The sequence below is a fragment of the Hymenobacter sp. 15J16-1T3B genome, from assembly GCF_020711235.1.
Lineage (GTDB): Bacteria > Bacteroidota > Bacteroidia > Cytophagales > Hymenobacteraceae > Solirubrum.
Genome location: NZ_JAJFAV010000001.1, coordinates 737,644 through 751,018 on the forward strand (window position 1 = coordinate 737,644; position 13,375 = coordinate 751,018).

9 protein-coding genes are annotated in these 13,375 nt (G+C 64.5%); 6 read left to right on the forward strand and 3 right to left on the reverse strand.

The features are described from left to right. Positions 1-9 precede the first annotated feature (9 nt). The 4 genes from LJ737_RS03085 (at position 10) to LJ737_RS03100 (ending at position 8,378) form a co-directional block, all read left to right on the forward strand. A complete protein-coding gene (locus LJ737_RS03085) occupies positions 10-453 on the forward strand; it encodes a hypothetical protein (RefSeq protein WP_227762876.1) in 444 nt (147 codons plus the stop codon). Beyond that, complete coding sequence (locus LJ737_RS03090) at positions 446-1,141, forward strand: alpha/beta fold hydrolase (protein WP_227762877.1); 696 nt, start codon at positions 446-448, stop codon at positions 1,139-1,141. The genes LJ737_RS03085 and LJ737_RS03090 overlap by 8 nt, the downstream gene beginning before the upstream one ends. Before the next feature lie 112 nt (positions 1,142-1,253). Then, a complete protein-coding gene (locus tag LJ737_RS03095; RefSeq protein ID WP_227762878.1) occupies positions 1,254-2,033 on the forward strand; it encodes a cyclase family protein in 780 nt (259 codons plus the stop codon). Positions 2,034-2,288: 255 nt separating this feature from the next. Next, positions 2,289-8,378, forward strand: coding sequence for a GLEYA domain-containing protein (locus LJ737_RS03100; protein ID WP_227762879.1), 6,090 nt, complete (start codon positions 2,289-2,291; stop codon positions 8,376-8,378). A gap of 436 nt (positions 8,379-8,814) precedes the next feature. Here the strand turns inward: LJ737_RS03100 and rpmA are convergent, their stop codons facing one another. Then, the gene (gene rpmA / locus LJ737_RS03105; RefSeq protein ID WP_227762880.1) at positions 8,815-9,090 is read right to left on the reverse strand and encodes a 50S ribosomal protein L27; all 276 of its coding nucleotides are present in this window, start codon (positions 9,088-9,090) and stop codon (positions 8,815-8,817) included. 101 nt (positions 9,091-9,191) lie between these two features. Beyond that, positions 9,192-9,500: a 50S ribosomal protein L21 gene (gene rplU, locus LJ737_RS03110; RefSeq protein ID WP_227762881.1), complete on the reverse strand. Its 309-nt coding sequence runs from the start codon at positions 9,498-9,500 to the stop codon at positions 9,192-9,194. 482 nt (positions 9,501-9,982) lie between these two features. Between rplU and LJ737_RS03115 the strand changes: the two genes are divergently transcribed. Together LJ737_RS03115 and LJ737_RS03120 are read left to right on the forward strand one after the other, a co-directional pair. After that, complete coding sequence (locus LJ737_RS03115) at positions 9,983-10,945, forward strand: ribonucleoside-diphosphate reductase small subunit (protein WP_227762882.1); 963 nt, start codon at positions 9,983-9,985, stop codon at positions 10,943-10,945. A 134-nt stretch (positions 10,946-11,079) separates the two neighbouring features. Then, positions 11,080-12,009, forward strand: coding sequence for a DUF6624 domain-containing protein (locus tag LJ737_RS03120; RefSeq protein ID WP_227762883.1), 930 nt, complete (start codon positions 11,080-11,082; stop codon positions 12,007-12,009). 3 nt (positions 12,010-12,012) lie between these two features. Here LJ737_RS03120 and LJ737_RS03125 read toward each other — a convergent pair whose 3' ends face one another. Further along, positions 12,013-13,137 carry a metallophosphoesterase gene (locus tag LJ737_RS03125; protein WP_227762884.1) on the reverse strand — a complete coding sequence of 375 codons (1,125 nt, stop codon included), beginning with the start codon at positions 13,135-13,137 and terminating at the stop codon, positions 12,013-12,015. Between the last annotated feature and the right edge of the window lie 238 nt (positions 13,138-13,375).

Here is a 13,375-nt window from a genome sequence, read left to right on the forward strand (position 1 = left end):
CTTCCCCGCATGCAACGCCTCATTGACGCCGTCGAATACGGAGCCGACTTTTTCGTGGAGGAAATCCACATTCGCGCCATCGTGTTTGATAATTCCGACGACGTGACCCTCTGGGCCACCACCGTCTACGACGACCAGACGTACTTTTTCCACCTAGGCCTGCCCTTCGCGCAGCTCGATATCCTGCTGCGCCACGCCGGGGCCCGCGCCGGCGAGTTGCAGGAAGAGGTGGCCGACGCCCTGGCCCACGCCCCGCGGCCCTGCTTGCTGGAGTACACCAACGCCGAAGTCGAGCCCATCGTGCTGCCCGGCATTGCCCTGAAGCTCTCGTTTACCTACCCCGCCGACGAGGACGAGTTCATCGACGAGGACGACGAGGAAGCCAGCGAGGAGCGCTCCGCCGCCGACAACGTGTTTTACCTCGAAGGCATTTACCGTCGCCTCGATGCCTGATTCCGCGGACCACCAGCCGGTTTTTTACCTGATTTCCGGCCTCGGCGCCGACGAACGGGTGTTTCAGCGCCTGATTCCGCAGCTGCGCGGCACGGTGCACTACCTGCCCTGGCTTGCCCCCGCCGACCCCGACGAGCCCCTGCCCGCCTACGCCGAGCGCATGGCCACCGCTATTCCGCTGGACCGACGCTGCTGGCTGGTGGGCGTGTCGTTTGGCGGCACGGTGGCCCTGGAAATAGCCCGTCTGCGGCCCCTGGCCTTGGTCGCGCTGATATCGAGCATTCCCGGCGCCGACCAACTGCCGCCCCTGCTCAAGCTCATTCGCGCTACCGGCGTGCAGCACTGGCTGCCTCCGCAAATTCTTAAATTCACGCCCCGCCTGGGCCAGTGGTATTTTGGCGTCAGCAACGGGCCGGAGTATCAGCTGTTTCGGCAGATTCTCTGGGACCAGGAGCCGCGCTACACCCGCTGGGCCATTCGCAGCCTGTTCCGCTGGGACAGTCGCGACATCGGCCCCGCCGTGCAAATCCGCGGGACGCACGACCGGGTGTTCCCGCCCGGCCCGGCCAAGGTCGAGTACCTCATCCAGGGGGGCACGCACTTCATGGTCTACAGCCGCGCCGACGAAGTAGCCCGCATCCTCAACCAACTCGCCGGCGAGTTCCGCTCCGAGCCGCCGGTTGTCTGACGGTGAATAAGCGAGGTAGTGAAATGGTGAGTGGCGTTTCATGTGCGCAAGCGGCGCAGCCCCGGCCTCCTGACCATCCACTCCCCCATTCACCACCTCCCCATCTCACTATATGTTCACTCTCCAGCACCACGGCCGCACGTTCCGGTTCGATGTCACGGCGCCGCTCGACATTGCCCTGCCGCTGGCGCCCGGGCCCGATCAAGTCAACTGCTTCTGGGCCGAGCCGGTCGACATCGACGTGATTCGCGTCGGGGATTTTGTGGGCTCGGTGGCCGAGGGCGGCAGCACCAACTACAAGCGCGTGCACCTGACGCCCCACGGCAACGGCACCCACACCGAGTGCTACGGCCACATCAGCCCCGACCCGGCCGCCACGCTGCCCAACTGCCTGGAGCGGTTCCTGTTCGTAGCCTGGCTGCTGTCCGTGGAGCCCCGCCGCCGGATCGACGGCGACTTAGTAGTAGAGCTGGCCGACGTGCTCCCGCTGCTGCAGGCTGCGCCGGTACCGCCCGAGGCGCTGGTGCTGCGCACCCTGCCCAACGACGAGGCCAAGCGTCGCCGCCAGTACTCGGGGCAGAATCCGCCTTACATCAGCGCCGAACTGGCGCAGTACCTCGTCGAGCAGGGCATTGAGCACCTGCTGCTGGATCTGCCCAGCGTCGACCGGGAGCTAGACGCGGGCGTGCTGGCTGCCCACCACGCCTTCTGGCAATACCCCGACCGCATCCGGCGCGGCGCCACCATCACCGAGCTCGTCTTCGTGCCCGACGCGGTGCCCGACGGCCTGTACCTGCTCAACCTGCAAGTGACCATGCTGGCCCTCGACGCCAGCCCGAGCCGCCCCGTGCTCTACGCGTTGACCGAAGCCGGCGGCTGGGCTGGGCACTAAATACTGCCTGAAGTCGAGAATTACAATTTTGGGAGCTCGACCTTAGTTAATTGCAAATAGAGACGCTCGAAGGATAATATAACTAAGAAAAAATATAGGACTAGCTGCGTAGCTACCAGCCAGTTGTACCTTTGCCGGGATGTAAAGTCGGCTGCAGAAGACCCAGTGGGGGTCTTCGGGTCGTTTCGGGTCCAAGGTACTATTATGGGAAAAACAGTACGCATTGCAAGCCTAGCCCTTTTGTTGCTAGGCGGATTGTCTCTTCGTGCACAGGCGCAAGCTGACGTTGCTACCAACGTCAGCGGCGCCACCAGCGCACCGGCTGGCAGCACGGTTACTTACACCTTATCGGTGACGAACAATACCAGCGGCAGCGCGGCCACCGGGGTGATACCCCAGTTGCGCTTCACTGGCACGGTGCCCGCCAACGTGAGCATCTCCAACCAAGGCACCATTGATGGAAGCGGGGTGGTGACGTTCCCGGGCCGGGACATCGGCGGGGGCGGTACCTTCCAGCCGACGGTGCGCTTTACCATGCCGGCCAGCGGCTCGGTCAGCGCCACCGCGTCGAGCACCAGTACCAGCACCGATGCCAACGCGGCTAACAACAACGGCACGGCCGCGTCGGCCGGCGTGACCACGACGGCTACGCAGGTAGCCGACGTGGTTACCAGCATCGGCGGGCCGAACGTAGCGTCGGCCGGCCGCTCGGTGACTTACCAGGTGGTGGTGACCAACTACGGCCCTTCCTCGGCTACCGGGGTGACGGCCCAACTCACGCTCACCGGCGGGGCCACGGGCATTACGGTGAGCAGCGGTTCGGTTAGCGGCAACATCGTCACCCTGACGGCCCCCGGTACCCTGGCCAGCGGTGCATCGGCTGCCTACACCGTACGCTTCACCATGCCCGCCTCCGGCAACGTGACGGGCAAGGTTACGGCCTCCTCGACCACGGCCAACGGCGACCCGGCCGTCGACAACAACAACGGCAACGCCCCGGGCTCCAACATTCAGACCACGCTCGTAACTCAGACGGCCAGTGAGCTGTGTGCCGCCCCCGGCAGCGACGGGAGCATTACGACCACGGCCAACCAGCTGCTGAATACCTACTACCCCGGCCAGGGCAGCCCGGCTGCCGGCACCAGCTCCCTCTCCGTCGGCTCGCCCTCGGGCAGCAACGTGCTGCTGCGGGCCGGTGACCTGGTGCTCATCATGCAGATGCAGGGCGCCGACATCAGCACCACCAACTCCACCGCCTACGGCAGCGGTTCGACCAGTGGCTACGGACGCGGCACGCTCGGCACCAACCTCTCGGCTGGGCAATATGAATACCGGATTGTGCAGAGCATTTCGGGCAGCACCGTCACGCTCACCACGCCCCTGACCTACTCGTACCAGGACGCCGACGCCACCGGCACGGCCGGCCAGCGGCGTTACCAGGTTATTCGGGTGCCACAGTACCAGGCCCTGACCCTCGGCGCCACCCTGACGGCGCCGTACTGGAACGGCCGCACCGGCGGCGTGTTGGCCCTCGACGTGGCCGGTACCCTCAACCTCAACGGCAATACTATTGACTTGAGCCGCCGCGGCTTCCGCGGCGGTGCCGGGCGCGGGCTCACCGGCTCGAACACGGCCGGCCTTTCGGCCAGTGACTTCCTGACCTCGGCTACGCTGAACACCAACGGCTCCAAGGGCGAGGGCATTGCGGGTACGCCGCGCTACGTCAACAACAACGGCGTGCTCTTCGATACGGGTGTGGAAGGTTACCCCGGCGGCAGCTACGGCCGCGGCGCACCCGGCAACGCTGGCGGCGGCGGCACCGATGGCAACCCCACGGCCAACGACCAAAACACCGGCGGCGGCGGCGGCGCCAACGCGGGCATTGGCGGCTTCGGCGGCAATGCCTGGGACTCGAACCTGCCTACGGGCGGCGTGGGCGGCGCCCCCTTCACCCAAGCTTCGCCCAGCCGCCTCGTAATGGGCGGCGGCGGCGGCGCTGGCACGACCAACAACTCCACCGGTACGCCGGGTTCGGGCTTTGCCAGCTCCGGCGGCGCCGGGGGCGGCATCGTGATTCTGCGCGCGACGACCGTCAGCAGCTCGGGCACCATCAACGTCGACGGTGAGAGCATGGGCTACGTACCGGCCAACGACGGTTCGGGCGGCGGCGGCGCCGGGGGCAGCGTGCTGATCCTGGCCAACAACTCGCTGAGCAACGTGCGCATCACGGTGCGCGGCGGCACAGGCGGCTCCAATACCGGGAGCGGCGCCCCGCACGGCCCCGGCGGCGGCGGTTCGGCCGGCATCATCTACGTGTCGTCGTCGGCCGCCGGCGGCTCGTCGGAACTGCCCGGCAACAACGGCGCCACCGCGGGCAACATCGCCTACGGCGCCACGGCCGGGGGAATCAGCATCGCGGCCACGAAAATCGACGTGACGCCCAGCGAAACCACCAACACGCCCTCTGGCGCCAATTGCGTGGCCGACGTCACCACTACGCTCATCGGCTTTACCAACCTCGCGGCCGGTCAGCCCGTCACGGCGTTTGAGGTAACCTTCAGCAACAACGGCCCGAACGTAGCCCAGCAGGTCACGCGCCGCGTGTTGCTGCCCACCGGCGCCACAATGACGGCGGCTCAGCAGGCTGCGCTGCCCGCCGGGGCCACCTACGCCAACGGCGTTATCGACTTTGGTACGCTCATCACCCTGGCCAGCGGCGCTAGCAACACCTACCAGTTCACCTTCACGGCCCCGACTGCCCCCGGCACCGGTACGATTAGCAGCTTGGTGTCGACGAGCACCAACCAGGGCAGCGACAGCGCACCCAACCAAGCGACCCTGAACGTAACCATCTCGACGGCCGCCGATGTATTTACGACCGTTGCGGCCCCGGCCAATGCTACGGCCGGGAGCACCGTCAGCGTGACGGCCACGTTCGGCAACAACGGCCCGCAACAGGCCACCGGCGTTACCCAGCAACTGCTGCTGCAGGCCGGGGTGAGCGACGTGGTGGCCCCGGGCGGCACGATTTCGGGTACCCCGGGCGGGCTGTACACGATTACTTACCTCTCGAACGGCACGCTGCCGCCCAATACCAGCGCCCAGTACAACGTGACCTACACGGCTCCCGGGTCGGGCTCGATTCAGGCGCTGTCGCAAATCAACACGTCTTCCAACGAAGGCAGCAGCACGGCCAACAACTCCGCCTCGGCCACGACGACTTTCGCCGAGCTAGCCGACGTGGCGGTGGCCATTACCTCGGCCCCGGTTGCGCTGAACCAAAACTCCAACTCCAGCGCCACGGTCGTATTTACGAACAACGGGCCTTCCACCGCCAGTGGCATTACCCGCTCGGTGGTGCTCACAACGGCTACTCTGAGCAACGTCACGGCTACGAACGGCGGCACCGTGGTGCGCAGCACGGGCACCAACCGGTACACCATTACCTGGACCTCGCCCACCACGCTGGCCAGCGGGGAAAGCGTGACGGAAACCGTGAACTTCCGCACCGGCAACCCCGCCGTGGAGTTTTCGATTATTGCCACCATCGGCACGACCACCGACGAGAACGGTGCCACCGCTAACAACACGACCACTGACATCGTCAACGACAACCAGCGGGCCGACGTAACGACCAGCTTCCCGTCGGGCGGCACCACGATTAGCGCCGGCCAGGCCACGGGCAACTACACCGTGCGCTACCTGAACAATGGCCCCGACCCGGCCGTGAACGTGACGCGCCGCGTGACGCTGCCCACCGGGGCCACGCTGTCGGCCGCCCAGGAAGCGGCCTTGCCCAGCGGGGCGTCGTTCAACAACGGCGTTATCGACTTCGGCACGCTCGCCTCGCTCAACGCCGGCAGCTCGACCGATTTGACGTTCAGCTTCACGGCGCCGACCACGGCGGGCACGGGTTCCTTGGTGAGCAACACCAGCATGAGCACCCGGCAGTCTACCACCACTAACCAGACGGATCAAGCTACGCTGAACCTCACCATCGGCGCCGTTGCCGACGCATACGTGACGCTCAGCGGTCCGACCACCGTTACCGCCGGGGGCACGGTCAGCCTGACGGCTACCTTTGGCAACAACGGCCCCTCCAATGCGGCGGTAACTACCCGGACGGTAACGCTGCCGGCGGGGGTAAGCAACGTCTCGGCGCCCAACGGCACGGTCAGCGGCTCGACGGCAGCCGGCTACACCATCACGTACGGTGCGGCTACGGTCAACAGCGGCACCTCGACGGGCTTCGGTATCAGCTACACGGCGCCGACTACCGGCACGGTGGCCGCCCAAGGCACTATTGCGACCAGCACCAACCAAGCCGGCCAGACCAGCAACGACACCTACACCCTCGGCACCAGCGTGTCGGAAATTGCCGACGTAACCACCACGCTCAGCGGCCCGGCTTCCGGGGTGCAAGGGCAGGCCGTTGGGCCGTACACGGTTACGTTTACCAACAACGGCCCCTCGGCCGCCAGCTCCGTTACGCGCCGCGTGACGCTGCCCGCCGGGGCTACCGTCACGGCCGCGCAATTGCCCGCCGGGGCCACCACCTCCACCTCGGGCAGCGGCAGCAGCGCCGTCACCACTGTTGATTTTGGTACGCTGACTTCGCTGCTAACGGGCGCGGCCAACCAAAGCCAAGTGCAGTTCAGCTTCACGGCGCCGGACTACGCCAGCACCAACGCCACGTTGACCAGCACCGTGGGCACCAGTACCAGCCAGGGCACCGACGTTGCCGCCAACCAAGCCAGCCTGACCCTGACGCTGGAAGCCGCCGCCGATGTGGTACTGACCATCACGGCGCCGACTTCGGTACAGGCTTCGCTGAACCCCACCAGCCCGGCGACGTTTGCGTACCAGTTTGCGCTGACCAACAACGGTCCGGCCTTCGCCACCAACGTGGCCACCTCGGTGCAACTGGCCCGCGGCCTGCGCACCTCGGGTTCCTTGCCGGAAGGCGCGGCTTATAACGCTGAAACCGGCGTGCTGACGCTGCCCACGGTGAACACGGTGTACGCCAACGCGGCTGCCTTCACCTACACCGTAAACTTTCTGGTGCCGAGCAGCAACTACGCGTTTTCGGCTCCCACCAACGCCAGCGGCACGCCTACGGTGCTGCCCCTGCCCGCCACTGGCAACGCTACCTCGCAAACCACCGACCCGACGAGCAGCAACAACACCAACCGGGTAGCCAACGTGGCCGTAACGCTGCCGGCGGGCTCCTGCGGCGGGTCCACGTTCAACGGCACGGCCTCCACGCAGGGCCTGTATGCGGAGTACTACAACACGGACTTCTCCGGCAGCAACGACCCGAACTTCTTCACCAGCAACACGCCCCGCTTCGCCCGGACCGAAAGCACCGTCAGCTTCTCGGATAACCTGCGCAGCGGCTACAACGTGTGGGGCGAAACCGGGGCCAATGCTTCCACCACGAGCCCGCAATACCTCAGCGCCCGCTACCGCGGCTACATCACCATTCAGACGGCGGGCAACTACGTCTTCACGCTGGGTAGCGACGACGCCTCGTTCCTGTGGGTGGGCAACCGCGCCCAGGACAACCCGCTGAACACGAGCCGCGCCCAGGTGTCCAACGGCGGCGCGCACGGCGTTGTGACCATCAACAGCGCCCCGCTCTACCTGAATGCCGGCTCTTACCCCATCGTCATTCTCTACGGCCAAGGCAACGGCGGTACCGAACTGCGCTTCGAGTACTCGGGGCCCGATACCAACGGCAGCAGCGTGCTGGTGCCGGCCTCGGCCCTCTGCTCCCGCTCGTTTATCGGGGCGCCGCTGCCGGTTGAGCTTACGGCCTTCACCGCCCGCCCGCAGGAGCGCGACGCCCTGCTGAACTGGACCACTGCCCAAGAGAAGAACAACGCCCGGTTTGAGGTGGAACGCTCCCTCGATGGCCACCGCTTCGAAAAAGTAGCCGAGGTGGCTGGTTTCGGCAACAGTACCTCGGTGCGGCAATACAGCCACACCGACGCCGGCGCGGCCCGTTTGGGCAACCTGGTGTACTACCGCCTCAAGCAGGTAGACTTCGACGGCACTTATTCCTACAGCGACGTGCGGGCCGTGACCTTTAAAGCTGGAGTGGCGCAGGCGGCTTTGGTACCGAACCCGAGCACGGAAGCCACTACGCTCGACCTGAGTGCCTTGCCGGCCGGTACCTACCACGTCAGCCTGTACGACGTGCGCAGCCGCCTGCTGCAGGGCTTCGAGCAAGCCGGGGGCACTACCAAAGTCCTTGACGTGCACACGCTGCCCGCGGGCGTCTACGTGGTGCGCGTGCGCAACGGCGCGTTCCTGACCACGCTGCGTCTGGTGAAGCACGACTAACCTAGGCTTCGCGTAACGGCGGCGCCGACACCGGGTAGCTATTCCTTTCGGATGGCTGCCTGCTGTCGGCGCCGCTTTTTTGGGCCCGTCGGCGTAAGATGGGCTGGGTGGGCTCCGGGTGGAGTGTAGCAACCGCCTCAACGGGCGTTTTGCGCCTCGCTGCGGGAACCGGACGAGCCGATTGATACCTGGACAAGTCCGACGACCCGGGCGCGGCTAGGCGCTGGTAGGAAGACAAGCGTACAGCTACTCTATCTAGACGAGGAAGCAGAACGTAACGGCGGCTGGTCACAGCCCCGGAAAAGCAAGCTGCGGTGCCCAGGTATTGATTGCCCCGCTCGATTGGAGGGCAACTACCTCGGCAACGCGGCCACCAACGGCAACAAAAAAAGCCCGCCGGGAAGGCGGGCTTTTGGAGTATCAGGAGCGAGGCTACTTACGCAGCAGCTTCCTCGGCAGCAGCCGGAACCACCGTCACAAACGAACGGTCCTTGCGGCCTTTGCGGAACTGTACCGTGCCGTCAACCAGCGCGAACAGGGTGTGGTCTTTACCGATACCCACGTTCTGGCCGGGGTGGTGCTTGGTGCCGCGCTGACGCACGATTACGTTGCCGGCAATGGCCAGCTGGCCACCGTAAAGTTTTACGCCGAGACGCTTGCTATGCGATTCGCGGCCGTTGTTGGAGCTACCTACGCCTTTCTTGTGTGCCATGGTATTTAGAGAGTTGTCAGTTGTCAGTTGCGGGTTGTCAGTTCTGCAGCCAGCACCTGCAAGGTACTGACAACTGACCACGTTAAACTGTCAACTCGGCCTTAGCCGATGCTGTTGATCATTACTTTGGTGTAGTCCTGGCGGTGCGTGTTGAGCTTCTTGTAGCCCTTACGACGCTTCTTCTTGAAGACAATCACCTTGTCGCCGCGGACGTGGCCGAGGATGGTGCCTTTCACTTTTACGTCCGACAGGAACGGGGCGCCCACGCTCAGGGTGCCGTTGTTGTCGGTCAAGAGTACATTGCCCAGCTCTACTTCGTCGCCGACGTTGCCGGCCAGTTTGTGGGCGTACACAAATTTATTGGCTTCGACTTTCGTCTGCTTGCCGGCTATGTCTACGATTGCGTACATCGGTTCTCCGCGGGTTTTCTGAAAATGGAAGGCAAAAGTACGAGGTGGGTTTGACATTACCAAACCTAACGCGTTAATCCTCTTGTACTCGCCGGATTTTCGGCTGCGCAAGCCCGCCGGCAGGGCTCCTTGCGCCGGTACGCGCATAGCATTTTTGTGGACAACTTGAATTGTTAACAGGCGAAATGTGGATAACTATTTATAAAAGCTGGCTTATTCGCAGAATTATTGGCTTTTGCCCTGAAATGGCTGGTGCGCTTGCCCTCAGTCGCTTAGCAAAAAATTAACAGACAAAAAAGCGCCAATCAGCCGGGCGGCTTGGACCGGCCGGGCTATCTTTGAACTCCCGGTCGGCCGGGCGGACACCGCCAACCGGGTCCCGCACCGCGCCGAACAATTGCCGCCGGCCGTGGTTGCTGCAACCGGCGGCGCGGCGCTTTCCCCGCCTTACTTTCGACCGTTTCATCCCTGTTGCCCAGCCCATGGAACCGCTCCTCGTTGAAAACCCCAACCGCTTCGTGCTCTTCCCCATTCAGCACGACGACGTGTGGCAGATGTACAAAAAAGCCGAAGCCTCCTTCTGGACGGCCGAAGAGATTGACCTTTCGCAGGACCAGAAAGACTGGGACTCGCTCAACGACGGGGAGCGGCACTTCATTTCGCACGTGCTGGCCTTCTTCGCCGCCTCCGACGGCATCGTGAACGAGAACCTGGCCGTCAACTTTATGCAGGAGGTGCAGATGCCCGAGGCACGCTGCTTCTACGGCTTCCAGGTGATGATGGAAAACATCCACTCGGAAACCTACTCCCTGCTCATCGACACCTACATCAAGGACCCCAAGCAGAAGGATTACCTCTTCAACGCGCTGGAAACCGTGCCGGCCGTGGCCAAGAAAGGCCAGTGGGCCCTGAAGTGGATCAACTCCGAGAACTTCACCGAGCGCCTGATTGCCTTTGCCGCCGTGGAGGGCATTTTCTTCTCCGGCTCGTTCTGCTCCATCTTCTGGCTGAAAAAGCGCGGCCTGATGCCCGGCCTGACCTTCTCCAACGAGCTGATCAGCCGCGACGAGGGCCTGCACTGCGACTTTGCCTGCTTGCTCTACGAGCGGTACCTGCAAAACAAGCTGCCCGAAAGCCGCGTGCACGACATCATCCGCGACGCGGTGAGCATCGAGCAGGAATTCGTGACCGACGCGCTGCCCGTGAACCTGATCGGGATGAACGCGCAGGCCATGTCGCAGTACATCGAGTTTGTGGCCGACCGCCTGCTCGTCTCGCTGGGCTACAACAAGATTTACAACGCCTCGAACCCCTTCGATTTCATGGAAATGATTTCGCTGCAGGGCAAAACCAACTTCTTCGAGAAGCGCGTGGCCGAGTACCAGAAAGCCGGCGTGATGAGCGACCGGGAACAGAACGTCTTCTCGCTCGACGAAGATTTTTAAGCGGTCCTCGTTGCCCTTGAGCGAAGCCCGCGGCCCCGGCCGCGGGCTTTTTTTTGCGCTTTGCCGCCGGGCGCGCCATACCAAGCCCCGCGGCGGGGCGTTAGCGCAGTATCCCTCGCTTTTTGATGACTACTATGCGCCGATTCTACGCCCTTGGAGCCGCCCTTTTACTGGCCGCCCAGCTAACCCAGGCCCAAACCGCCGGCTTCGCGACGCTCAGCGGGCAGGCCATGGGCGCCTACCAAAACAAACAGTACGCCGAAGCCGGCAAGCTGTTCGACCAGGCTTTTCGGGATAAAAAGGCCCAGCCAACCGCCAGCGACTACTACAACGCCGCTTGCGCCTGGGCCCTGGCCGGCAACAAGGATCAGGCTTTCCGCTACCTCGACCAAGCCACTGCCGCCGGCTGGGAAAACGTGGCCCACCTCAAGCAGGACACGGACCTCGACGGCCTGCGCGCCGACAAGCGCTGGCAGCCCCTGCTCGGCAAGCTAGAAGCCTCGGTGGCCCGCATCGAAGCCAACTACGACATGCCCCTGAAGCGGCAGCTTGATTCCATCTACACCACCGACCAGGGCAGCCGGCAGCAGCTAGGGGGTATCCAGCAGAAATACGGCGCAAACTCACCGGAAATGCAGGCGTTGTGGAAGCAGATGGGCGAAACCGACGCGCGCAACCTCCAGAAAATTACGGCTCTGCTCGACCAGCGCGGCTGGCCCAGCAAAGCCAAAGTGGGCACCCGGGGCTCCCAGACCGTGTTCCTGGTGATTCAGCACTCCGACCGGCCGACCATGGAGAAGTACTTTCCCCTGGCCCAGCAGGCCGTGGAGCGTGGCGACTTGGCCAAAGCGGACTTTGCCCTGATGCAGGACCGCCTGCTGATGTGGCAGGGCAAGCCCCAGCGCTACGGCAGCCAGGTCGTCAACGACGTCAAAACCGGGAAGGCGGGGTTTTACGCCATCGAAGACGAGGCCCACGTGGACGAGCGGCGCGCCAGCATGGGCTTGGGCCCGCTGGCCGACTACGCCAAGGGCTTTGGCTTTACCTACACGCCGAAAAAGTAACCGCTACAAGGCCACGGCCCGCACGACCTGCGTAGTACCGCCGGCAGTGAGCTGCACGTAATACACGCCGGCCCGCAGGCCGCCGCGCGCCCAGGGCTGCCGGTGCCACCCCGCGGCTACCCCGCCCTGGCGCAGCAGCGCTACTTCCTGCCCCAGGCCGTTGAGCACCCGCAGCTGCACTTGGGCCGCTGCGGGCAGGTAAAACTCCACCGTCGTGCCGCCCTCGAAGGGGTTGGGACTCACCGGGTACAGCTTGGGCGTGGCGCTGGGGGCGCGGTGCAGGGTGTAGCTGTCGACCAGGGCCCGGCGCCGGGTGAGAAACTGTAGCGTGAGGCTGTCGGCATTGGCGGTGAGCAACTGCGCGCCGTACTCGCCGACGAATGTGCGCTGGCTGCCGGCAACGGGTGGGTTGCGCACCGGGTAGAGGCTGCGCCCGCCCAAGCCGTTGATGAAGTAGGGCAGCCCGTCGACTTCCAGCTGCTCGTAGTGGTGGTCGTGGCCGCTGAGCACCACCGAGGCGCCCCAGCGCCGGAAGGGCCACTGCATGTAGCGCGTGTTGCCGTGGGGGCCCGAGGAGTAGGGCGCGTGGTGGAAGTACACCACCTTCCACGGCTCCGGGGCCGCGGCCAGCCGCTCGCGCAGCCAGCGCGCCTGCACCGAGCTGGAATCGACGCCGTCGGGCTCCTGCGGGTCGCTGTTGAGGGCGAAGAAGTGCACCGTGCCGCGCACGAACTCGTAGTAGCGGCCGTTGCCGGGCAGCGTGAAGTAGCGCCGGTATGGTTCGCCGTTGTCGGTGTAGTAGTCGTGGTTGCCGAGCGAGGGGAAAAAGCGGTTCGTGCTGGCGCTGGGACCGTAACGGCCGTGGTAGTTGCCGATGTACTGGTGGTAGTACTGCCCGATGTTCTGGTCGATGGTGAGCGAGTCGCCGGAGTCGTAGTTGTTGTCGCCCAGGGTCAGGATAAATTCCGGGTCCCAGCTGTCGACCAAGGCCGCCACGTCGCGCTCGGCCGGGCCGGCGTAGCCGTAGTCGCCGATGACGGCAAAACGCTGGGCGCTGGCGCGGCCCGCCAGCAGCCAGAGCAGCAGCACGGGCAGGTAGCGCCAGGGTAAGGGGGTAGAGTTCCTCATGCAGATACGGGCGGCGAAGACGACAGGGAGGTAAAAAACATTACTGCGCTTCAACCGACATAGTTCGATTTTGCCCGTAATTCGCGGCCTCATTGAGTGTTGCTTCTATTTCCGCGTGCGCTTTGGGGGTGTTGCCCGCTGCTTCGGTAGCCGCGGTGCTTCCCCGCTTCTAAGATAACCACATGCTACCCACATTACCCGCGGCCGAACGCCGGTTCCGGTCGGCGGCCCGCTGCGT

Coding starts and splice junctions, on each gene's coding strand:
- LJ737_RS03090 (WP_227762877.1), top strand. CDS start 446: ATGCCTGATTCCGCGGACCACCAGCCGGTTTTTTACCTGATTTCCGGC.
- LJ737_RS03115 (WP_227762882.1), top strand. CDS start 9,983: ATGGAACCGCTCCTCGTTGAAAACCCCAACCGCTTCGTGCTCTTCCCC.
- LJ737_RS03120 (WP_227762883.1), top strand. CDS start 11,080: ATGCGCCGATTCTACGCCCTTGGAGCCGCCCTTTTACTGGCCGCCCAG.
- rpmA (WP_227762880.1), bottom strand. CDS start 9,090: ATGGCACACAAGAAAGGCGTAGGTAGCTCCAACAACGGCCGCGAATCG.
- LJ737_RS03085 (WP_227762876.1), top strand. CDS start 10: ATGCAACGCCTCATTGACGCCGTCGAATACGGAGCCGACTTTTTCGTG.
- LJ737_RS03095 (WP_227762878.1), top strand. CDS start 1,254: ATGTTCACTCTCCAGCACCACGGCCGCACGTTCCGGTTCGATGTCACG.
- rplU (WP_227762881.1), bottom strand. CDS start 9,500: ATGTACGCAATCGTAGACATAGCCGGCAAGCAGACGAAAGTCGAAGCC.
- LJ737_RS03125 (WP_227762884.1), bottom strand. CDS start 13,137: ATGAGGAACTCTACCCCCTTACCCTGGCGCTACCTGCCCGTGCTGCTG.